The 23,033-nt window shown below is 30.0% G+C and carries 19 protein-coding genes; 13 read left to right on the top strand and 6 right to left on the bottom strand.

Features of this window, described 5'->3' with window-relative positions; genetic code table 11:
- The 4 genes from ATE90_RS03115 to ATE90_RS03100 form a co-directional block, all read right to left on the bottom strand.
- Entirely contained in the window at positions 1-687 is a 687-nt protein-coding gene (locus tag ATE90_RS03115; protein ID WP_162178836.1) for a TolC family protein, read from the bottom strand.
- Positions 688-776: 89 nt separating this feature from the next.
- Positions 777-1,976, bottom strand: coding sequence for a sugar transferase (locus ATE90_RS13865; protein WP_036783814.1), 1,200 nt, complete (start codon positions 1,974-1,976; stop codon positions 777-779).
- A gap of 34 nt (positions 1,977-2,010) precedes the next feature.
- Positions 2,011-2,397 carry a response regulator gene (locus ATE90_RS03105; RefSeq protein ID WP_036788047.1) on the bottom strand — a complete coding sequence of 129 codons (387 nt, stop codon included), beginning with the start codon at positions 2,395-2,397 and terminating at the stop codon, positions 2,011-2,013.
- 14 nt (positions 2,398-2,411) lie between these two features.
- On the bottom strand, positions 2,412-2,786 hold the full coding sequence (locus ATE90_RS03100) for an Hpt domain-containing protein (protein WP_036783811.1): 375 nt from the start codon (positions 2,784-2,786) through the stop codon (positions 2,412-2,414).
- Positions 2,787-3,373: 587 nt separating this feature from the next.
- Between ATE90_RS03100 and ATE90_RS03095 the strand changes: the two genes are divergently transcribed.
- From ATE90_RS03095 to ATE90_RS03040, 12 genes are all read left to right on the top strand, one after another.
- Positions 3,374-4,726, top strand: coding sequence for a sigma-54-dependent transcriptional regulator (locus ATE90_RS03095; RefSeq protein ID WP_036783809.1), 1,353 nt, complete (start codon positions 3,374-3,376; stop codon positions 4,724-4,726).
- Positions 4,727-4,884: 158 nt separating this feature from the next.
- The gene (locus tag ATE90_RS03090) at positions 4,885-5,523 is read left to right on the top strand and encodes an FIST N-terminal domain-containing protein (RefSeq protein ID WP_052107488.1); all 639 of its coding nucleotides are present in this window, start codon (positions 4,885-4,887) and stop codon (positions 5,521-5,523) included.
- 2 nt (positions 5,524-5,525) lie between these two features.
- Positions 5,526-5,756, top strand: a complete 231-nt coding sequence (locus tag ATE90_RS03085) for an FIST C-terminal domain-containing protein (protein ID WP_052107487.1) — start codon at positions 5,526-5,528, stop codon at positions 5,754-5,756.
- A gap of 120 nt (positions 5,757-5,876) precedes the next feature.
- On the top strand, positions 5,877-9,350 hold the full coding sequence (locus ATE90_RS03080; protein ID WP_101450783.1) for a PAS domain S-box protein: 3,474 nt from the start codon (positions 5,877-5,879) through the stop codon (positions 9,348-9,350).
- Between the two features lie 720 nt (positions 9,351-10,070).
- Positions 10,071-10,886, top strand: coding sequence for a DUF3050 domain-containing protein (locus ATE90_RS03075; protein ID WP_036783808.1), 816 nt, complete (start codon positions 10,071-10,073; stop codon positions 10,884-10,886).
- Positions 10,887-11,056: 170 nt separating this feature from the next.
- Positions 11,057-11,551 carry an RNA polymerase sigma factor gene (locus tag ATE90_RS03070; protein ID WP_036783806.1) on the top strand — a complete coding sequence of 165 codons (495 nt, stop codon included), beginning with the start codon at positions 11,057-11,059 and terminating at the stop codon, positions 11,549-11,551.
- Complete coding sequence (locus ATE90_RS03065; protein ID WP_101450781.1) at positions 11,535-12,176, top strand: hypothetical protein; 642 nt, start codon at positions 11,535-11,537, stop codon at positions 12,174-12,176. Before ATE90_RS03070 ends, ATE90_RS03065 begins: the two co-directional genes overlap by 17 nt.
- A gap of 100 nt (positions 12,177-12,276) precedes the next feature.
- Positions 12,277-12,735 carry a hypothetical protein gene (locus tag ATE90_RS03060; RefSeq protein ID WP_036783801.1) on the top strand — a complete coding sequence of 153 codons (459 nt, stop codon included), beginning with the start codon at positions 12,277-12,279 and terminating at the stop codon, positions 12,733-12,735.
- Between the two features lie 141 nt (positions 12,736-12,876).
- Positions 12,877-14,115: a DEAD/DEAH box helicase gene (locus ATE90_RS03055; protein ID WP_101450779.1), complete on the top strand. Its 1,239-nt coding sequence runs from the start codon at positions 12,877-12,879 to the stop codon at positions 14,113-14,115.
- 81 nt (positions 14,116-14,196) lie between these two features.
- Complete coding sequence (locus ATE90_RS03050; RefSeq protein ID WP_036783797.1) at positions 14,197-14,712, top strand: GNAT family N-acetyltransferase; 516 nt, start codon at positions 14,197-14,199, stop codon at positions 14,710-14,712.
- Between the two features lie 225 nt (positions 14,713-14,937).
- Positions 14,938-15,762, top strand: coding sequence for a sterol desaturase family protein (locus tag ATE90_RS03045; protein ID WP_101450777.1), 825 nt, complete (start codon positions 14,938-14,940; stop codon positions 15,760-15,762).
- A 208-nt stretch (positions 15,763-15,970) separates the two neighbouring features.
- Positions 15,971-17,296 carry a M28 family peptidase gene (locus ATE90_RS03040; protein ID WP_036783791.1) on the top strand — a complete coding sequence of 442 codons (1,326 nt, stop codon included), beginning with the start codon at positions 15,971-15,973 and terminating at the stop codon, positions 17,294-17,296.
- Between the two features lie 252 nt (positions 17,297-17,548).
- Here ATE90_RS03040 and ATE90_RS03035 read toward each other — a convergent pair whose 3' ends face one another.
- Positions 17,549-19,015 carry a sigma 54-interacting transcriptional regulator gene (locus tag ATE90_RS03035; protein ID WP_036783788.1) on the bottom strand — a complete coding sequence of 489 codons (1,467 nt, stop codon included), beginning with the start codon at positions 19,013-19,015 and terminating at the stop codon, positions 17,549-17,551.
- Positions 19,016-20,140, bottom strand: coding sequence for a vWA domain-containing protein (locus ATE90_RS03030; protein ID WP_036783786.1), 1,125 nt, complete (start codon positions 20,138-20,140; stop codon positions 19,016-19,018).
- A gap of 235 nt (positions 20,141-20,375) precedes the next feature.
- Here ATE90_RS03030 and ATE90_RS03025 point away from each other — a divergent pair, with 235 nt between their 5' ends.
- Positions 20,376-23,000, top strand: a complete 2,625-nt coding sequence (locus tag ATE90_RS03025; protein WP_036783782.1) for a zinc-dependent metalloprotease — start codon at positions 20,376-20,378, stop codon at positions 22,998-23,000.
- Positions 23,001-23,033 lie beyond the last annotated feature (33 nt).

The raw sequence follows: 23,033 nt of genomic DNA, 5'->3' as shown, positions 1-23,033 counted from the left end.
TTAATTTAAGCGTGTTAAACCAAGTACAAACCCAGCCATATCTTCTAACAATAGCTTGGTGGTAATAAATTCAGACATTGCTTTTGCGTAATCTGCTTCCATACTTTCTGTTATTCCAACTATCCTTACGTACTCGGCTATTGGTACTATTCCATTTCTAAATTCTTTTTCAACCATTTGCATATTTACACGACCGTCACCTAAACTTCTCGATTTTATTTGAAGTATTTTTTGCTTTAATATTAAGTCTTGATATAGGACTATTACCCTTTTTCTTAATTGTTCCTTTTCAAATTCTAACATATCTTTTGCCGCATCAACTTCAAATTTCGCCAATCTAATTTGATTTTTGCGATTAAGACCATCAAACAAAGGAAACTTCACAAAAAAACCGACACTATAATTAAACTGTTTGCTTGTTGTTAAAGCTGCTGTATTAGAAAAACCATCTTCACTGGTCGCAAAATTGCTTAAATTACCATATCTAGTATCAGCTTGAGCTCCTAAATTTTTAGACCAATATATACGCTCCGAGGCTAATGCAGATTTCGTAACTCCAATATTATTCTTCCGGAAACGCACCATAGCACTTCGTTTCAACACAGAATCTATAACAACTTCAAGTGAAGGGAATTTAAATTCATCTTTTATAATAGACACACCTCCTGGTTCGGGTGTTTGAGCCATTAATGAAGGCATGAAGCAACTAAGCACTATAACGATAATTATAAATTTTAAAAAAAAACTCATTGTTAAAATCTTTTATATATTTAATATCACACTGCTGACTTTTGCAATAGTGCTGGAATTGTTCGTAAAATTAGCTTTACATCGTACCAAAATGAAAAATTATTATCGATGAAGTGATGTGCATACTCATTATCTAATTCTATTCTTTCAAGCTCTGACATCGAACCACCTTTTCCTCTTAACTCAACCTGCCATAAACCAGTAATACCAGCAGGAGCCAAAAATCTTTTTGATAAGGTATCGGCTGTAAGCATTTCTGCTTCGTAAACTGGTAAAGGACGGTTACCAACAATAGACATGTCACCTTTTAAAACATTTATAAGTTGTGGTAGTTCGTCTATACTCGTATTTCTGATAAACTTACCTACCTTAGTTACGCGAGGATCATCAAGAATTTTTACAAAAGTAGAATTGTTCTTGGAGGTTTCGTTCTTTTGAACATTGTGCCAATAGTCACAAATATGATACTTATCTACATACATCATTGGAGAACATGTTTCTCCCATTGCTAATTTAAAGCACTTAGGGCATTGGGTATTCATAGAATCAGTTGTTGAACTGGAAGCTGTGTTGTACTGGTTTTTTTCTTTTGCTAGTTTTTTTAGCATCGCATCAGAACCTGTTCGCATGGAACGTAGTTTATAAAAATTGAACGTTTTACGTCCAACTCTTTTTGAAGTATAATAAACTTTACCTTTAGATTCCAATCGGATAGCAATAATTACTACTAAAAGAAAAGGAGTCGCCACCACTAAAACACTAGATGCAACAAAAACATCAAAAATGCGTTTTGAAAATGGCATTTTATACCCTTTCTTCTTTCCATTTTTAACGGGTGAATAAAATGTCTTTCTCTTCAAATCACGAAGGAATTTGATCCGCTTCACTAAGCTTTCGGGTGAAACAGAAGTAGAAATAAAATAATCATCCACTCTTTTGCTAAACGCAAGCTTAAATACTTCGCTATTAAACTTTTTATCCAAAAGAATAAATGGAACTTCATCGTAAATATTTTGTTTTTTTACCCAATCAAACAAAAACATACCATTAGTCTCTGGTAAATCAAAATCGCAAAAAATTGCGTCTAGTTTCCTCGTATTATTAAGGAAATTTTCTGCTAACAAATTATTATTCATAACTTTAATAGAAATAGACTCTTGTTTCTGAAGGTTTTCCAAAAACTGTTGATCATTTCCTACATATAATATATTTAAATAAGATTTCATTAATAGGTATTATTTATTATATATTTTTGAATCACTACCAATTTATAGAATAATGAATTGGAAAAAGATTCTTTTTCACCAATTCTTCAAGCTCTTCAGGATTAAACGGTTTTGTTAGATAATCTTGCGCTCCAAGTTTATAGCACTTTATACGCTCTTTACTTTCAGATTTTGCCGACAACATGATAATGGGTGTATGCTTTGTAAAGCCTCTATCACGAACTTGACCTAAAAATTCATATCCATCCATATTAGGCATTTCAATATCACTGATAATAAGATCAGGAAGATTGCCTTCCAACCATTCGAGGGCGTTTATACCATTATTAAACGAAATAACATCATACTCTTCAGAAAGAAAATTCTCTAACAAAAGGCATATTGTTATTTCATCATCAACCACTAGTATTTTTTTTCTCATAACTTTAATTAACATTACAGTTTAAAATCATTTTTCATTTTAGATATTACTTGATGAACTAAATCCATCAAAATATCAATTCTGGATTGTAAATTAACGATTTCAAGTTCCCCTAAAAATAAAGCTTCTATTACTTTTACTTCATTTTCTAATTTAACCGAGCCAAAATATGTAAAAGACGGTTTTATTTTATGAACTATTGCTCTTATTTTTAAAAAATCATTTTCAGCACTTGCAAACTTTAATTCTAAAATTGACCTTGAAGTTTGACGCATAAAAGCTTGAATCATTTTTTCAATCTGTTTCTCATTTCCTCTGCACATTTTTTTTATTAGGGATAAATTATATAATTGCCCTTCATGTTTATTTTTGTTTGTTCTTAATTTCATAATTCATTGCAATTGAAATAATGGCACAAAACCATTTTTAAATATAGTAATAAAGAAAAACCTGATTTGAAAAATCTAAGATTCATTTCAAAAGCAGCATGTAGTATTACCTTTAACAATATTAAAAATCAAAAAAAATGAAATGATTTTAAACTATTTTAAAATTCTAAATGCTTTTTGTATTTCTTACACTTACCAAATAGACAAAACCAATGCCAAAACGTAAACAGCTCATTACTAAGGATTAACAATTTCACTGAAAGCATTTTATTCTATAAAATGGAATAAACCCAAATATTGGAGTGAATATAAAACTTTTTTTTATTAAACTATTTAAAAAATAAAGACTTGTTTTTATTCGACCATTTTAGTTTTTAAGAATGAATAATTGATATTAATTCTTTTTTCAGTGCTTTAAAATCCTACAAAACCAAAAAAATAAAGAAACCTCTTTTTGAGATTAATCTTTAAAGGATAATCGAGAGGTTTGCGTGGATTTTAAAAAAAATCTATATTCCGGAAAATATTTTATATTTTGGAAAATTTCTTTATATTGCAATAAACAAGTTAAACAATGAACTTTTTTAATGAATAAATATACTATTTTTATTGTAGAAGACGATCCTTGGTATAGCCAAATATTACAATACCACCTTAGCTTAAATCCGGATTATGAAGTAACCCTTTTTAGTTCTGGTCAGGAATGTCTTTCTAAAATGTCCTTAAAACCAGATTTAATAACATTAGACTTTTTATTACCCGATTTAAGAGGTGATAAAATCTATAAAAAGATAAGAGAGGTTAATCCAAATGTCCCAGTAATCATGATTAGCTCTCAAGAGGATATTGCGGTTGCAGTGAAATTACTTAAAATGGGAGTTAGTGATTATATCATAAAAGATGAGGCAACAAAAGATTTATTATGGAATAGCATTATAAGAATACGAGAAACTCAAAATTTAAAAAAAGAAGTAGCGTATTTAAAAGAAGAATTAGGGCAAAAGTATTCATTTGAAAATACCATTATCGGAAAAAGTGATTCAATAAAAAGAATTTATGGGATGATGGGAAAGGCTATTAAAACAAATATTAATATTTCAATTACAGGAGAAACCGGAACTGGTAAAGAATTAGTTGCAAAGGCTATTCATTATAATAGTTCTAGAAATAAAAAGAATTTTATTGCTGTTAATATGGCTGCCATTCCTTTCGAATTGATTGAAAGCGATCTATTTGGACATGAAAGAGGAGCTTTTACCGGAGCTATTAAACAAAAAATAGGGAAATTTGAAGAAGCTAATGGAGGGACTTTGTTTTTAGACGAAATTGCAGAACTTAATCTGAGCATCCAAGCTAAACTGCTCCGAGTATTACAGGAGCGAGAATTCGTTAGAGTTGGCGGAAATAAAAACATTAAATTAGATGTTCGCTTAATTATTGCCACCCATAAAGATCTTGCAGAAGAGGTACGCAAAGGAACTTTTAGAGAAGACTTGTTTTTTCGTGTTATGGGTTTACCCATAAAACTTCCTCCTTTGCGCGAAAGGAGTGAAGATATTTTAATCCTCGCAAAATATTTTGTAGATGATTTTGCCAAAGAAAACAATATGGGAATTATTCATTTTGCTCAAGAAGCAAAAACTAAATTATTGCATTATTATTTCCCAGGTAACGTAAGAGAGTTAAAAGCAATTATCGACTTAGCAGCCGTTTTGTGCGAGAACAATAAAATAACCGCAAATGATATCACTTTTACAACTTCCAAGAACAAAGAAGTTTTTATAAACGAGCAAAAAACTTTAAAACAATATACTCGTGAGATTATAAAATATTATCTTAAGAAAAACAATAATGACGTCATAGCCGCTGCTAAAGATTTAGACATAGGTAAAAGCACAATTTACAAAATGTTGAAAAACGGAGAGTTAGACTCAGATTAGGAGTCTTTTTCCGAAAAATGGAACAATTTCCGGAAATCGGATTAAATAACCATCTAAGCAACACACAATAAATTGAACTACAGGTTATTACAGAAATATTTCATATGGTATGATTTTAGCTCTATAAATGAAAAACATCTTAGTTCAATTTTATTTTAATGAATACATCTCTTTATAAATTTACGGAAAAAGCTTGGGGAAATAATCCCAATATCCAATTAATTAATGATAAGAAGTTTCAGCTGGCTTTGTGTTTTGCTTCAAAATCAATACTGGAAAAAGAGACCATTTACAGCAACATTAAATTAAAATTTCTAATCAATGAAGTAGCGATGTCTATTACGGCAACTGAAATTTATCATTATTACGAGAGGGATGATTCACTTATTTGTACCGCAATTCAATTTGACAAAACAACAATTGAAGCAACTACTGATCATATTAAAAACTATCAAAACTCCTCTGCCAAAACAGTCAGACTAGCTAAAAAATTACCGAAAAAAAATCTCTTTCATATATTGATACTCCCTGACAGTAGCTTAGTAGGTAGAAGCGAACTTTTAAAAGGATTAACAGCACAAATAGATAAAAATGTACCAGTTACAAGAGGCTTAACTGATAATGACGCAAATTTCAACAGCACATTAACAGGGTTAAATAAACAACCAAAAGACGGTGAAATTATTCCCATCAGTTTTTATGGCAACTATTTAACAATGACACATCAATCTTTGGGAATCTGGGATACTTTTGGTTTGAAAAAAAAATTACAAACTCTTCCGAAAATAAATTATTAAAATTGGAAAATCAAAATGCATTAGGATTGCAAAAAAAAAATTTAGACTCTGAATCAAAAAAACTACCAGAATGTGGACTATTATTTCCATTATCAGTAATCATTCCTGGAGATACAAAACCAATTATACAAACCATTCTTTCAACTAATAAGAAAGATAGTAGTATGTCTTTTGCCAGGGATGTTCCTATAGGATCTAAGGTTAGATTTATGAAAGCAAATTTCACCTTCTAATGAAGTCGGGAGTTGTCAATTAAACAATCAAATCTTTCCAATTACTTCATTTTATGAAAATTAATTGAAAGTCGTGATAACGGAAATACTCAAGAAATATTTAAAGTAAGCTGATAACCTATGACCCATCCTTTTTCATTTAACACAGAACAATTAAATCGTCTATTTCCCTTCTATATATTAATAAACCGAGATTTAAAGGTTATTGCTCTAGGAAAATCTCTGAGTAAAATATGTGATTTGAAAAATGTACAACAATTCAATCATTATTTTAACATTCCAAAACCTCTTACACCTATTAACTCCATCGATGATTTAATAAAATTAAATAATCAATTAGTAGTTTTGGAACCAACAACCTACGCTAATTATAAGCTAAGAGGCCAGTTTGAATATTTGAAAGATACAAATCAAGTATTGTTTGCAGGATCTCCTTGGTTTAGTTCTATGGAACAAGTAAAAGAAAACAATCTTGTAATTGATGATTTTGCCAAGCATGATCCTCTTATTGATTTGCTTCATGTGATGAAATCTCAAGAAACTACTAATCATGACCTTAAACAGTTAATTTCTACTATCAATAAGCAGAAGAAGGATTTAAAAAATGTAAGCAAGAAGGTGCGTGATATCGCTTTATTTCCTCAGCAAAACCCAGATCCATTATTTAGGATTAACTATCAAGGAGATATTATACAAAATAACCCTGTAGCAGAAAAACTTAATTTTATTGAATATGAAGGAAAAACTTACAGAAATGATGTTTTTTTTAAATTAATTTTATCTCTTAACTTCGAAAATGCGACAAGGTGGACTATTGAAGCCGATTCAAACAATATTAATTATTCATTTGCATGTATTGCAATGCCTCATGAAGGGTATATTAATATTTACGGAAGAGACATTACTCAACGAAAAAAATATTCTCAGGAATTAGAAAAATTATCACTTATTGTTCAGCAAACAAAAAATGCTGTTGTTATTACCGATCCAACAGGAAAGGTAGAATGGGTTAATAAAGCCTTTGAAAAAGTGACTGGCTATACTTTATCTGAAGCCAAAGGCCAAACTCCTGGAAGTTTTTTACAAGGAGAGGAAACCAAACAAGAAACCAAGGCTTATATGAAACAACAGATTCTAAAATCTAAACCCTTTTCTTGTGAAGTTTTTAATTACAAAAAATCAGGTGAAGGATATTGGTTAAGAATAAATGGTCAGCCCATTTTTGATAAACAAGGAAAAGTAATTAATTTTTTCGCTATTGAAGAAGATATTACATTCGAAAAACAAGCACAACAAAAACTTAAAGATCACGGAATTTTCTACGAACAGATCTTAGACAATATCCCTGCAGAAATCGTCGTATTTAATAAAAAACATGAATTTCTCTATTTGAACCCGCAAGCAATTAATGATTCAACTCTTCGAAAATGGCTTATTGGTAAAAAAGATGAAGACTATATGCGAAAAAAAAATAAACCTTTAGCTCTTCTTGAGAGCAGAAGAAAATTATTTAATACCATTCTAGAATCTAAAAAGCTAAAAAGTTGGGAAGAAGAATTGAAACAACCAGACGGGACAATCAAATATATCTTGCGATATTTTTACCCTGTACTTAATAGTATTAACGAGGTAGCTTTAGTAATTGGCTATGGTGTTGATATTACTCAAAGCAGAAAAATTCAACAACAAATAATACAAAGTGAAAAAAGGTACAGAGACGTAATTGACAACTGTATGGCATTAGTAACCACACACGATTTGGGTGGGAGATTATTAACAGCAAACCCGATGATCACTAAACTATATGGGTACAAAGAAGATGAAGTAATCGGTCGTTCATTAAAAGATTTTACACTATCTGAGGACAAAATTATGTTCAATGAAAATTATTTAAATAAAATAAAACAAAAAAAAGAAGCTTCAGGAATATTTAGAGTTGTTCACAAGAACGGCAATATTACATATTGTCTTTACAATAATTACCTGAAAGAAGAAAAAGGAGAAGAGCCTTATGTAATTGGTTTTGCAGTTGATATTACTGGTCGAATTTTAGCAGAAAAAGAACTAAAAATTGCTAAAAAAATCACAGAAGAACTAGCACAAACTAAACAAACTTTTTTAACGAACATGAGCCATGAAATTAGAACACCAATGAATGCTATTATTGGTATGAGCCGCCAATTACATAAAACAGATTTAAATAAAGAACAACTTATTTATTTAGATACTATTTCAAATGCTTCTGAAAGTCTCCTGGTAATTATTAACGACATACTCGACCTTTCAAAATTAGAATCAGGCAAACTATTATTTGAGAAAATTGGCTTTGAACCAAAGAGTGTAGTAGAAAGAGTAATTCAGGTAATGAGCCATAAAGCTAAAAAAAAGGGACTTAAATTGACTAATTCTTTATGTGATAGAAGATTATTTTCTATATTAATTGGCGACCCCTTTAGAATTAACCAAATATTACTCAACCTTGTTTCAAATGCAATTAAATTCACAGCTATTGGTAGCGTAGATATCCGTTGTAAAGTTTTAGAGGAAAATGATGCAATGCAACAAATAGAATTCGCAGTGACGGATACTGGTATTGGAATGGAGCCTATATTTTTAAAAAATTTATTTAAAAAATTTATTCAGGAAGACGCATCAGTTGCTCGACGTTTTGGAGGTACTGGTTTAGGAATGAGCATAACAAAATTCTTAGTTGATGGTATGGATGGTGATATTTTAGTAGAAAGCCAAAAGAATAAGGGAACGACTATCAAAATCATATTTAATTTTGAAAAAGGAACAGAATTTGATCTGATAGAAAAGAGTATTACTTCTGTAAATACCAAAATTTTAAAAGGTAAAAAAATATTGGTTGTTGATGATAATGAGATGAATAGAATGGTTGTAGATCTAATTCTAGATGAATATGACGTAGAAGTTACAGAAGTTGAAAATGGTTCATATGCCTTAGAACAGATAAAAAATAACACATTTGACCTAGTACTTATGGACCTGCAAATGCCAATTTTAAATGGATATGAGGCCACAAAAATAATTAGAGAAGAATTGAAAATGAATATTCCTGTTATCGCACTAACAGCAAATGCAATAAAAGGTGAGCAGGAAAAATGCATCAACCTAGGAATGAATGATTACTTGTCAAAGCCATTTGAAGAAGAAGAATTCCTTAAAGCCATTTGTAATTCGTTAGAGAGACCTCAAAAGCTCATTCTAGAAAATTTTAAAAATGAAAAGCAACTGTCATTATATAATCTAAGTAAATTAGAAAAAATAGCAAGAGGAAACAAAGAATTTATCCATAAAATGATTCTAATATTTATTAATCATACACCTAAATCGCTTAATGAATTAAAGGCAGCATATGATATCGGGGATTATGACAAAGTTAAAGCTATAGCACATAGAATTAAGCCATCTATAAACACAATGGGAATAGATGTCTTAAGAGATGAAATTAAAGCGCTTGAAAAGAATGCAGAAAAGCATCAATCATCAGGAGATCTAAATAAACTTATTTCTAAAATTTCTTATGTTATTGAAAAAGTCGTTGATGAATTAAAAAAGCAATACTTATAATTCAATTCAATACTAATCTAAATAATTTTTATTAAATTTTTATTTAATTGCGCTTTCATCGTGATGAAAACCTTTCTTAAAAAGAAGCCTTCGTATACATGCTATAACTAGAATTCTGTTTCTGTTGACACGTATTATAAAATAAACTTTATGATTATTTATTAGTTCTTCCAATTGACAATATTTCTACAAAACTATAACGATCTTTTACTGTTACTTACTGATAAGCCGCATTGTTTGTTTGCATCAAATCATTTCATTATTCGTTTATTTTGGTACAAACCTATATCTATTAGTATCGCAGTGCAGTTAATAAAGCTTTTCAACTATTTGCAATATTAAAAACACCTCACTACGAATTATGATTATTAAATCAGTTTATAAGTTATATAAAACTTATGTTGTAAGTCATTTTCATAAAGTTATTTTTTAATTAATCCTGATGGAATATTATGGTTAAAAAAGGCCTTGGAGCAAAATAGTGTTTAATCATTGTAAACAGTAAGTAAAATTAATTATAATATTACTCGACTATACAAAAGACTACTAAACAACCTACTGATTAAAAAACAACATTGCCTCTTACCTATTGTTAACAAAGAGAAAAACTTTAAATCGCTATGTGAAAAATATTATTTTATAATTAGATTTATAAAAAAAATAAGTAAATTTGTTTAACTATATAGTATGACAAATTAAACATTTTACATTACTAATTATATGGAAGCAAAAAACGCTGCACAAAGACTGCAATACATAGAAAATGAAATTATTGAATTGAGAACTCAATTGCAGAATCATAAACTTTATGAAAATTTAAAAACGATAATTGATATTAAAACTTTCATGGAGAATCACGTGTTTTCTGTTTGGGATTTTATGTCACTCTTAAAGAGTCTTCAAATAAGTCTTACTAGCGTTCAAATCCCATGGACTCCTTCAAAAAAACCAAAGTTATCAAGATTTATAAATGAAATTGTTTTTGGAGAAGAGAGTGATATTAATGAAATAGGAGAGCCAAAGAGTCACTTTGAAATGTATTTAGATGCTATGTCTCAATTAAGCGCAAACACTAATGAAATCAATGATTTTATAAAACTTATAGCATCGGGAAATTCGGTTCAATATTCTTTAAGCGAAGTTAATATAGACAGTAAAGTAGCTGATTTCGTAAAGTATTCATTTTCAATCATTGAAACAAACAAACCTCACCTAATTGCTTCTGCATTTACATTTGGACGAGAAGATATAATTCCTGATATGTTTATAGGAATTCTCAAAAATTCTGATTCCAAAAACAAACTTTACAACAAACTTACTTATTATCTAGAGCGTCATATAGAACTTGATGGAGATGAACACGGACCTCTTGCGCTTGAAATGATTTCTGAATTATGTGAAAATGATGACCAAAAATGGCATGAAGTATTATTAGTTGCTAAGGAATCTTTAAAAAAGAGAATTTCTCTTTGGGATGCAATCAATGATCTCATTCAAAAAAGAAACCAACATATAAAAATTGTTAATTTTAGCTAAAAAAAATTCTCCCATACCAACCAATTATTACCATTTACAGTAGTAGCCCCTGTCAAAATAAATTGGCTTTAAGGATGGTGATAAAATACTGCCTTCACATCTTAATAAAAAAAAACAGTAAAAAATTGTAATAATCATTAACTTCTGCCACTAATAGTAAAAAACAATTATTGAGCAGCGATTTTTATACATCATCAATTTTACCCTATTCCGGAATTATTATAAAAATTTGCAGAGCATATACTGATTCTCAAGAAGACTTTGAGGATTATTACCAGGAAGTCTGTTTGCAAATCTGGAGAAGTAAAGACAAGTTTCGTGGTGACTCAAAATGGTCTACTTGGATCTATAGACTCTCTTTAAATATATGTTTAACCTTAATTAAGAAAAAGAAAAAAACGCGTCAATACTTTAATAATGATGCTGTAAATCAATATGAAGAAGGTGAAGAAAACTCTGCTTTTTCTAATGAAAATCTAAATTTCTTATATGAAGCTATTAAACGACTATCAGAAATTGATAGAGCTATTATTTTACTCTATTTAGAAGAAAAACCAAACAAAGAAATTGCAGAAATAATTGGAACGACACCAAATAACATTGGTGTACGAGTAAACAGGATTAAAGAACGATTAAAAAAATTATTAGATGGAAAAATCAATTGAATCAATTTGGAAAGAAGGTTTTTTACAAAAAAATGCGCTGGTTGTTCCAAAGCTAAATAACCTTTACGATAAAAAATCTATTCATATAATCGATAAATTTAAAAGAATGTTTAAAATTAACTTAAATGCTGTTGTTGTATTTTCTTTTGTACTATTACCTGTTTCATTTTTTGTAAAAATTCCAGTCATGGGTGTACTTATGTTCATTCTGTTTAATGTCTTGGTTTTCGTAAATAAACGGTTATTTAAAGGTTTAAACAAAATAGACACAAATGTTAGCAGTTATCAATACTTAAAATCTTTCGATGTTTGGATGCAAGAACAAATTACTGTTAACATGAAAATGTCTCGTTACATTTATCCTTACATTTTTATTGCTATGGTTTCTGGATTCTGGTTTTCCAATGATTTTAACAACTCTTTAAATAAAATATTAGGAGATTACCAACCTGATATGATATATGGAATGCCGGTTTATTGGATACTTTCAATGTTACTAATTATAATATTAATTGCCATTTTTGGCGAACGAATTTATAAATGGGATTTAAATTTAGTTTACGGTGGTGTCTTAAAAAAACTAGCGGAATTAATTTCTGACATGGAAGATTTACAAGCTGAATAAAATAATAGAGAAAAACCCAAACAACGGCTCAAATAATTATTTTTCTATTGAAGTGTAATATTATCTGATTTTAGACACTAATTAAATAAAGATTAAAATTATGACAATTACAGAAACAAGTCAGTTTTTTGAAAAATTATTAAAACAAACAGATCGTAAACGAGAAATACGAGTTTATAAAGGGTATATTACTATTCTGACGAATTTAAAAAATAGGGATTTATCAAAAGGACAAATATCACTAATTGAAGATGAACTTAAATCTTTTAAATTAAAGTCCAATGCCAAAAATAAAAGAAGATATTATAGCAAAAAGCTGCAAATTTTAAAACAATTTTTAAAAGATAAATTTTCATTAATATCAGAAGGTTACTATACTGCAATAGGCATGAGTCTAGGCATGTGTTTTGGAGTAGCTATTGGCACTACTTTTGGAGCTTCTGGAAATTCAATTGGTTTAGCATTAGGAATGTTTATAGGATTGGTAATTGGTCGATATAAAGATATGGAAGCTGAAAAGGAAAATAGAGTATTAAAAACAAAAGGTTCTAGTTTATAAATTGGTAGCCACGTTCTTTTAAAGCGTGAAAAAATAGACAGTAAACCTAAGTATCTATTCAGAACAAAGCCTATTTTTTAAATACATAATTCCTCAAAAACCATAGATGCATTTAAACTACCTTTGCATTAAAAATATTCAATGCAGTTTTCTGAATTTCCTTTCCATAAATCTATCTTAAAAGCAGTTGCTGAAGAAAGATATCACACACCAACTTTAGTCCAAGAACAAGCAATACCAAAGGTGTTAGCAAAAAAAAATGTAATTGTTTCTGCGCAAACGGGTACAGGTAAAACAGCTGCTTTTGCGTTGCCTATTATTCAAATATTGTTTGATAAACAAGGTCTAAAAGAAGAAGAAGGTAAAGAGATAAAATCATTGATTATCACTCCTACTCGTGAGTTAGCAATACAAATTTTAGAAAACTTTAAAACCTACAGCAAATACACAAATTTAACAACTGCAGCAGTTTTTGGTGGTGTTTCTCTAGAACCTCAAAAAGACATTTTAGCACATGGTGTAGATATTTTAATTGCAACTCCTGGAAGGTTAATTGACCTTTATTTACAAGGATTCATAGATTTAAGTGCTATTGAAATCTTTGTGTTAGATGAAGCTGATTTAATGCTTGATATGGGCTTTATAACCGAAGTAAAAAAAATAGAACGTTTATGTCCTAAGAAAAAACAAACCTTACTTTTTTCTGCAACCATACCCGAAAAAATAGATGATTTGGCTAAAACCATGTTAAAAAAATCTGTTAAGATTGAAATAAATCCAGAGGAAACTACTGCAAAAAATATTGGACAGCTATTATATTATCTTCCTAAAAAGAATAAAACAGATTTGTGCTTAGATTTATTGAGAAATACGATAAATGGAAAAATCATCATTTTTAGACGTACGAAAATTGGTGTTGATAAGCTAGAACAGACTTTACTAAAAAATGACTACGACGTAGTAAGTATTCATGGAGATAAATCGCAAGCTATTAGAAATAAAGCTATCGAAGATTTTAGAAATAAAAAAGCAACTATTTTAATTGCTACAGATGTAGCTGCACGTGGAATTGATATTACAAATGTAGATGCTATTATTAATTTTGATATTCCGAATATACCAGAAACCTATGTACACAGAATAGGCAGAACTGGTAGAGCGGGTAAGTCTGGAATTGCGTTTTCTTTTTGTTCTCCTGACGAAAATAGCTACATCAAAACTATTGAAGCTTTAATTGAAAAAACTATTAAAATTATTGTTGACCATCCATACATCATCAATAAACCAAAACACAAAAAATTACAGCCAAATACTGTTAATAAAAATAAAAAAGGCAGAAAATCTGAAGCCTCTAAAAAAAATAAGAAACGTTGGTATTAATTTTTCTTTATTTAACAAAACCTAAAATATCAAGTCATAAAAAATTGATTGAAAAGGAAAATATAATCAAAATTCCAATAAATGTTTCGCATACAAAAAGGAACAATTAAAGATGCTGAAATTTTATCAAAAATTAGCAAAAAATCTTTCCTAGTGGCCCATGGTCATTCGGCACATAAAAAAGATATCGACAGTTATACTGCCAAAAATTTTAGCAAAGATAACTTTACAAAAGAATTAGTAAATAAAGAAAACTTATACTTTTTAATTTATTCTAAAAATAAAATTGCCGGATATTCTAAAATAATTATAAATAAAACAAATGCAAATATATCTGCTAAAAACATTACTTTAATGAGTAGATTGTATTTATTAAAAGAATTCTTTGGACTAAATTTAGGCAAAGAATTATTCAATTTTAATCTGAACTTATCTAAAGAAAATAATCAACAAGGAATTTGGTTGGCTGTTTGGATTGAAAACAAAAGAGCCATCAATTTTTACCATAAAATGGGATTTCAAAAAGTTGGAAGTTTCGATTTTGAAATTTCAAAGACACATTATAATCCTAACCATATTTTATACTTAGAATTCTAATAGTTATTTATGTAAATACGGCTTATTTTCTAATTAATTTGATTCTTTTAGGTAACCAATACTTCCCGTATTTCAAATCGAACATAGAAATTAATGGCATTCTTTATGAACCAATACAAAAGTAAAATATAGAAGTTTTTAAATCCAGACCAAATTGTGGTTTGTTTGTTCACTTTAAAATCCTTTTAATTTATTATCTTACAATCCTTTAATTATAAATTTTAAATGGAAAACTTTTTAAACTTTTTTGAAACCATGCCTTCTTGGCAAAAATTAGTATGGATTTTTATCTGTATTTCTGCTAATTGGATTGTAGAATTAATAATTCCTTTAGTAAAATTTGATTATAAAAAATTGAAGCATGCAGCAGTAAATATGTTTTTTTTATCCATGGATGTAAGCCTGAATTTAATTTTCGGAATTCTATCTGTGGGTGTTTTTATTTGGCTATCTGCAAATCAATTTGGTGTTTTAAACATAATAGACTTGCCAATTTGGACAGAGTTACTAATCGCCATCGCAGTATTAGATTTTTCCGCACAATATGTAGTGCATTATTTATTACATAAAATACCTTTCATGTGGCGTTTTCATATGATTCATCATTCAGATACAACAGTAGATGCAACAAGTGCAACAAGACACCATCCAGGAGATTATGCTTTTAGAGAAATCTTCGCATTAATTGTTATTGTAATTTTCGGAATTCCTTTAGCATATTATCTTTTTTATAGAATGGCAACGGTATTTTTTGGCTATTTTACGCATGCAAACATTTATCTACCCAAGACACTTGATAAAGTTATAAGTTTTGTTTTTGTAACTCCAAATATGCATAAATTCCATCATCATTTTGAATTACCTTGGACAGACTCTAACTTTGGAAATATCTTTTCTATATGGGATAGAATTTTTGGAACATTAACATACGATGATCCTAAAAAAGTAAAGTTTGGATTGGATTTGTTAGACGGAACTAAAGATCAAGATATTTTATATCAATTAAAAATTCCCTTTAATAAAAGTATTACATTGAAAACTGATAAATAAAAAGTTCTAGAGTTACTTATATAGAAATTATTCAAATTATTATTTAAGAAAACATTTGAATTACTATCAATAATTCAAAAAAAATTATGCCAAATACAAGGACATTACATACTTAAAAATTCGTTATTTAAATTTTATTTTAGAACGACAAATTAAGGAAAATGATGACCATATAAGTATCACTTTTCATCTTTTAATTAAAAACATAATGAAAATAATCAAACTAGCTTTCTTATTCACCATAGTATCTATTTCTGCGCAAACAGATGTAAAAATATATGATATTATAAATGATGTTTCCGCTGATAGAATTAAAGCAGATATAAAAACATTAACGGAATTTGGAACAAGAAATACGTTTTCCGATACCACTTCTACTACCCATGGAATTGGCGCTGCCAGAAGATGGATAAAATCTGAATTTGAAACTATTTCTAAAAGTTGTGATAATTGTATTGATGTATTCTATCAAAAGGATTTTGTCACAAAAAAAGGTAATAGAAGAGTTCCTCATGATGCTTGGATTGTTAATGTTGTAGCCATTCAAAAAGGAACAAAATACCCAAATAGATACGTTATTATGAGTGGCGATATTGATTCTCGAGCAAGTGATACTATGGATTTTAAAACAGATGCTCCAGGTGCAAATGATAATGCTTCAGGAATGGCAGGAACCATGGAAGCTGCCAGAGTTTTAAGTAACTATAAATTTGAAAATAGTATTATTTATGTTGGCCTTTCTGGTGAAGAACAAGGACTTTTTGGCGGAGCAGGTTTGGCAAAATATGCGAAGGAAAAAGGATGGGAAATTATCGGAATCTTAAATAATGATATGATTGGAAATATTACGGGTGTAGATGGTGTTATAGACAATCGTGCTTTTCGAATTTTTTCTGAACCGGTCCCGGCAAATGAAACAGAAAAACAAAGAAAAATGCGTCGTTTTTATGGTGGTGAAGTTGATGGAATTTCTCGTCAACTGGCAAGATATACTCATAAAATGACAAAAACATATATGCCAGAAATGAATCCGATGATGATTTATAGATTGGATAGATTTGGAAGAGGAGGGCATCACAGACCCTTTAATGATTTGGGTTTTCCAGGAATTAGAATTATGGAAGCTCATGAAAATTATACGCAGCAGCATCAGGATATTAGAGTTGAAAATGGGATTAAATATGGAGATACTTTTGAGCACGTAAATTTTGAATATGCCAAAAAATTAACTAGCGTTAACTCTATCACAATGGCTGGTTTAGCTTCTGCTCCACCAAGTCCTAAAGAGGTCGCAATTGGCGGAATTGTGCAAGCTTCAGCAAAATTAAAGTGGAATAAAGTTGATGGTGCTAAAGGTTATAAAATTTATTGGAGAGATACAACTTCTCCTACTTGGGATAATTCCAGGTATGTAGAAACTACCGAATTTACTTTAGAAGGAATTGTAATTGATAATTTCTTTTTTGGAGTTGCTGCAGTTGGAGAAAATAATCATGAAAGTGTGGTGGTTTTTCCAAATAAAATCATAAGGTAATATCCCATTTTGTAACTTCTTATTCAATTTATTTTCCAATCATTTCCTACACAAGAAATGACAATATAATTAACAAGAAGAATATTAAAACATAAAATTGCTTTTAATAACTGTCAAATTCTTGCAAAATATAGAATACAGGAGTTTTTATTGAAAGATTTAATAAAAAATAAACTTTCTAAAAAAACCGAATTATAGAAATAATTCGGTTTTGTGATAAGTATATTAAATCTCGAAGCAATTGGTAAGTAACTACAATCCAGCTATGAAATTACCATAAGGATCTTTAAATTGAGTTCCTTCTGCAAATCTAAATTTACTTAGCTTTTTAAATTCTGCTAAGGCCCAAAGAATAAACTCTTTTACAAAATAAGCATCAGCGGTATTCATATTAGGTTGGTATTTCACTAAGAAATCATCTAAAGGTTGTACCTTATCTAACTCATTTTTGTATTGTAACTCTGTAAATTCATCTAATAACTCGAAATCATCATCAGCATTAAAAAACCACGAAATAATGTCATCATAAGGTGTTTCAGTCTCTTGCTTTTCTAACTTTTTAATTTCAGGAAAATAGGTTGGAAATAATGTTTTAATGGCATTTTTAATCAATTTTTCGGCAACTACCTCAGCTCCTTCTTGCTCTCCTTCATAGACCAATTCTACTTTACCGGTAATTGCCGGAATTATTCCATCAAAATCACTTAAACGAATCATGGTTTTTTCATCACCAGAAATTAAAGCCCTTCTTTCTGCTGTGCTTAACAAGTTTTCGAAAGCAGTAATACTTAAACGCGCACTTACTCCACTTTTTGCATCTATATATTCACTTTCTCTCGCTTCAAAAACTATTTGTTCTAACAAATCTTTTGCTAATTCTGGAACTTGAATAAATTCCTTCTGAGAATTATTTTTATTCGCTTCTTGTTGCGTAATCGTTTTTGCTGTTTCTATATCCTCCGGATAATGGGTTAAAATCTGTGAGCCAATTCTATCCTTTAAAGGTGTTACAATACTTCCTCTATTTGTATAATCTTCAGGGTTTGCTGTAAATACAAATTGAATATCTAATGGCAAACGTAATTTAAATCCTCTAATTTGAATATCTCCTTCTTGTAAAATATTAAACAATGCAACTTGAATTCTCGCCTGCAAATCTGGTAATTCATTAATCACAAAAATACAACGGTTTGCTCTAGGAATCATTCCGTAATGAATAACCCGATCATCTGCATAACTTAATTTTAAGTTAGCTGCTTTTATGGGATCTACATCACCTATAATATCAGCAACAGTCACATCTGGCGTCGCTAATTTTTCTGCAAAACGATCATTTCTATGCAACCAAAAAATAGGGGTTTTATCACCTTTTTCCCTAATAGTTTCAACTGCAAATCTCGAAATAGGATTCAAAGGATCATCATTAATTTCAGAACCTTCAACGACAGGAATATATTCATCCAATAAATTTACCATCAATCTTGCTAAACGGGTTTTTGCTTGTCCTCGTAAACCTAATAAATTAATATTATGTCTGCTTAGAATTGCTCTTTCCAACTCTGGAATTACGGTGTTCTCATAACCATGAACCCCCGTAAAGACATTCTCTTTGCTCATTATTTTACTAATAAGGTTTTCTCTTAACTCATCTTTAATCGATTTAGACTTATAACCTCTTTCTTTTAATGCGCCTAATGTTTTTAAATCTTGTATTCTCATTTATCCTTTAATTCGTTTTTTTCTATTCGTTTCATAATCTTCAAAAATCATTTCTCCCAATCCTTTTAATCCTGTGTAAAATGCTTTTCCTTGATTTGCTTGTGTAAACGCTTTTACAAATTGCATTAAATATGGGTCTTGGGCAATCATAAAAGTAGTAATCGGAATGTGTGATTTTCTGGCTTGCTGCGCCATTGCGTAGCACTTATTTACAATATACTTGTCCAAACCATTACTGTTTTTGTAATATTGACCATCTGGCAAGAGTAAACAACTTGGCTTACCATCGGTAATCATAAAGATTTGTTTGTTTGTATTTCTTTTTCTTCGCAATAAATCCATCGCTAATTGCAAACCTGCAACAGTATTTGTATGATAAGGACCCACTTGCAAATAAGGCAAATCTTTAATTTTTATAGACCAAGCATCATTTCCAAAAACAATGATATCTAGAGTGTCTTTTGGATACCGAGTGGTAATTAATTCTGCCAAAGCCATCGCTACTTTTTTAGCTGGTGTAATTCGATCCTCTCCATATAGAATCATAGAATGACTAATATCAATCATTAACACGGTGCTCATTTGGCTTTTATGAAGTGTGTCTTCCACAACCAAATCGTTTTCTGTTAAATTAAAATTATCAATGCCATTGTTAATTTGAGCATTTCTAATACTTTCTGTAATAGAAACTTTATCTAATCCATCTCCAAATTGATAGGCTCTAAAGTCTCCTGTGTGTTCATCTCCAATTCCTGCAGATTTACTTTTATGATTTCCAGAACCACTTCTTTTAATCTTACCAAAAATGTGATTTAAAGCTTGCTGACGAATCGCGCGTTCTGTTTTTGGAGTAATTTTTGTACCTCCTGTTCCATCAGCTTTTACTTCTTCTCTTATATAACCTTTTTTCTTTAAATCTTCAATAAAATCGTCAATAGTGTAATTTTCATCCGTCAATTTATATTCTTTATCTAAAGAACGTAACCAATCAATAGCTTCCTCAAAATCGCCAGAAGTATGTGTAATTAATTCTTTAAAAATCTCAAAAAGCATCTCAAACGGAGATTGATTTTCTGCCTCATACGTTTTAAAGATAAATCCTTTTCTTTTCGTGTTGTTTTTCATCACCCTAAAAATACGGCTTTATTAAATGCCTTAAAAAAGATTAACATAGCTTTAATATATGCTGCTATTATGTCAACCTATAATTTAAATATCTTTAAAAAAAAGATCAAATAATGGGGCTTTTAAAACAAAAAGTAATCTATTTTACAGATTATATAATTTTATCATAAAATTAACAGTAAAATTAACCTTCAAAAAGTAATTTCACACTCCATTAAATTAATTTAAATCTAATATGAAAACAAATAATTCGCAATCATTCAAAATTCTTTGTTCGTTATTCTTAACATTAGCGATTGCTGGTGTTCAAGACACAAGTGCACAATTCTGGAAAAAGAAAACAAAGGCAAAAACTGAAATAGCTACCAAGAAAAAGGCTCCAAAAAAGAAGGGTAAAACAATAAAAGAGCTAACTAAGAGTAGTAAAAAAATTGAAGGTTTATTCGCAATCTATCAAGATACTATAACGGGAGCCACTCATTTATTAGTAAAAAAAGAACAATTAGATAATGACTTTATTTACTTCTCTCAAATTGCGGACGGAGTTACAGAAGCTGGTCAATTTAGAGGAGCTTACCAAGGTTCTAGTGTCTTTCACATTAAAAAGTACTTTAATCGTTTAGAATTTGTTGCCCCAAATACGTCGTTTTATTTTGATGAAAAGAATGCTATTTCTAAATCTTCAAGTGCAAATATTAGTGATGCAGTAATTGCAGCAGGTAAAATATTAGCTACAGATGATAAAACTGGCGAATATCTAATTGCTGCGGATGGTTTATTCTTATCAGAAACGTTTACAAGAATAAAAGGTCCAAGATTTCCAGGACAATCTCCTTTTGCTTTTAGCTTAGGTAGGTTTGACAAAACTAAATCTAAAATTGAGGAAATAAAAAACTACCCAGAAAACACCAATGTTAAAACTGAGTATGTATATAACAATCCTGCTGTTTTAAATGGTGGCAGTAGCGCAGTAACTGACGGAAGAAATGTTTCTATCAAGGTATTTCATACATTTATGAATATGCCAGAAAGTGATTATGAGACAAGAATGGATGACCCAAGGGTTGGATATTTCTTAACACAAACTAATAATATGACATCTACTGATGTTGTAAACTATAGAGATTTTATTCACAGATGGAAATTAGTGAAGAAAAATCCTGATGCGACTATATCCGAGCCAGTAACACCAATCACTTGGTGGATTGAAAACACAACACCTGTGGAGTTTAGAGAAACAATTAAAGATGGTGTTTTAGCATGGAATAAAGCTTTCGAAAAAGCAGGATTCAACAATGCAATGGTTGTAAAAATACAGCCAGATGATGCAGACTGGGATGCCGGTGATGTTCGTTACAATGTTTTACGTTGGACATCTTCTCCAAACCCTCCTTTTGGTGGGTACGGACCGAGTTTTGTAAACCCAAGAACTGGTGAAATTTTAGGTGCAGATATTATGTTAGAATATGTGCATTTTACCAATAGAGTTTACTATGATAGAGTTTTTGATAATGCCGCAGCTTTAAACTTTACTGCTGCAACTGCAGAAGAAGAAAAACTAAAATTTTTCAAAAACAAGAACAATCATTTATTCTGTTCTAAAGGACATTTAATGCATGAAAACACGTTATTTGGACAAACCGTTTTAGCGGCTGCAGGAGCGTCAGATTTAGAAATGGAAGGAATGAAAGAACAAGGGATGAAATCTTTAATTATGCATGAAGTTGGGCATACATTAGGATTAAATCATAATATGAAGGCTAGTCAATTATTTTCTCCTGAACAATTAGCAGATGCGAATTTTATTAAAGGAAAAGCCTTAACAGGATCTGTAATGGATTATGCTGGCATCAATTTAACTTTAGACAGAAGCAAACAAGGTCAGTATTATGACATGGCAGTTGGTCCTTACGATATTTGGGCAATTCAGTTTGGGTATACACCGTTTAAATCGACTTCAGAAAAAAACACTTTATTAGACAGATCTACAGAACCTTCATTAATTTTTGGTAATGATGCTGATGATATGCGTTCTCCAGGAAAAGCAATTGACCCAAGAGTAATGATTGGTGATTTATCTAACGACCAAATTGGATATTCTATTGATAGAATTCAATTATCAAATAATATGATGAAAGATATCAAAACTCGTTTTGGTAACTCTGGTGAATCTTACATGCAATTAAGACAAGCTTATTATATTTTAAGCGGGCAATCTGCTACTGCTGCAGGTGTGATTTCAAGATTTATTGGTGGTGTTTATGTTGATAGAACAAAACCTGGTCAAAATGGTGAAACAATGCCTTATACACCAGTAAGTTTGGAAGATCAAAAAAGAGCAATGAATGCTTTAAAAAAATATGTTTTTGCTCCTGATGCTTTTAAAGCTCCCGCTGATCTATATAATTATTTAGCCCAACAAAGACGTGGTTATAATTTCTTTGGTGGTCCAGAAGACCCTAAAATACATGAGCAAGTGTTAAGCTACCAAACAAGAGTTTTGGCACACATTACACACCCTAACACTTTAAAAAGAATTTCAAATTCTGAATTGTATGGAAATGAATATAAATTATCGACTTACATGACAGACTTAAACAATGCAATATTTAAAGGTGATATTAAAGGTAGCGTTAATTCTTTCCGTCAAAATTTACAAGCAACTTACACAAAGGGATTAATTAGTATAATTTCAGGAAAATCAAGCGGTAGATATCCAATAGCTGCTAAATCGATGGCTATTTACAACCTGAAAAACATACAAAACTGGGTGAGCAATACAACTGGAAATATAGCTACAAAAGCACATAAAAATCATCTTAAAACATTAATTACAAATGCGATGAAAGAGATTAAATAATCTTATAAAAATTTTCTATTATAAACCGCGCTC

The sequence above is a fragment of the Polaribacter sp. Hel1_33_96 genome (assembly GCF_002846595.1).
Lineage (GTDB): Bacteria > Bacteroidota > Bacteroidia > Flavobacteriales > Flavobacteriaceae > Polaribacter.
The sequence above is the reverse complement of the archived record's forward strand: the minus strand, read 5'-3'. Positions and strand labels throughout refer to the sequence as shown.

Excerpts from the sequence above, each read along its gene's own strand:
- ATE90_RS03080 (WP_101450783.1), top strand. The coding sequence starts at position 5,877 with ATGACCCATCCTTTTTCATTTAACACAGAACAATTAAATCGTCTATTT.
- ATE90_RS03075 (WP_036783808.1), top strand. The coding sequence starts at position 10,071 with ATGGAAGCAAAAAACGCTGCACAAAGACTGCAATACATAGAAAATGAA.
- ATE90_RS03105 (WP_036788047.1), bottom strand. The coding sequence starts at position 2,397 with ATGAGAAAAAAAATACTAGTGGTTGATGATGAAATAACAATATGCCTT.
- ATE90_RS03040 (WP_036783791.1), top strand. The coding sequence starts at position 15,971 with ATGAAAATAATCAAACTAGCTTTCTTATTCACCATAGTATCTATTTCT.
- ATE90_RS03065 (WP_101450781.1), top strand. The coding sequence starts at position 11,535 with ATGGAAAAATCAATTGAATCAATTTGGAAAGAAGGTTTTTTACAAAAA.
- ATE90_RS03060 (WP_036783801.1), top strand. The coding sequence starts at position 12,277 with ATGACAATTACAGAAACAAGTCAGTTTTTTGAAAAATTATTAAAACAA.
- ATE90_RS03050 (WP_036783797.1), top strand. The coding sequence starts at position 14,197 with ATGTTTCGCATACAAAAAGGAACAATTAAAGATGCTGAAATTTTATCA.
- ATE90_RS03045 (WP_101450777.1), top strand. The coding sequence starts at position 14,938 with ATGGAAAACTTTTTAAACTTTTTTGAAACCATGCCTTCTTGGCAAAAA.
- ATE90_RS13865 (WP_036783814.1), bottom strand. The coding sequence starts at position 1,976 with ATGAAATCTTATTTAAATATATTATATGTAGGAAATGATCAACAGTTT.
- ATE90_RS03035 (WP_036783788.1), bottom strand. The coding sequence starts at position 19,015 with ATGAGAATACAAGATTTAAAAACATTAGGCGCATTAAAAGAAAGAGGT.
- ATE90_RS03100 (WP_036783811.1), bottom strand. The coding sequence starts at position 2,786 with ATGAAATTAAGAACAAACAAAAATAAACATGAAGGGCAATTATATAAT.
- ATE90_RS03115 (WP_162178836.1), bottom strand. The coding sequence starts at position 687 with ATGGCTCAAACACCCGAACCAGGAGGTGTGTCTATTATAAAAGATGAA.
- ATE90_RS03055 (WP_101450779.1), top strand. The coding sequence starts at position 12,877 with ATGCAGTTTTCTGAATTTCCTTTCCATAAATCTATCTTAAAAGCAGTT.
- ATE90_RS03095 (WP_036783809.1), top strand. The coding sequence starts at position 3,374 with ATGAATAAATATACTATTTTTATTGTAGAAGACGATCCTTGGTATAGC.
- ATE90_RS03030 (WP_036783786.1), bottom strand. The coding sequence starts at position 20,140 with ATGAAAAACAACACGAAAAGAAAAGGATTTATCTTTAAAACGTATGAG.
- ATE90_RS03025 (WP_036783782.1), top strand. The coding sequence starts at position 20,376 with ATGAAAACAAATAATTCGCAATCATTCAAAATTCTTTGTTCGTTATTC.
- ATE90_RS03090 (WP_052107488.1), top strand. The coding sequence starts at position 4,885 with ATGAATACATCTCTTTATAAATTTACGGAAAAAGCTTGGGGAAATAAT.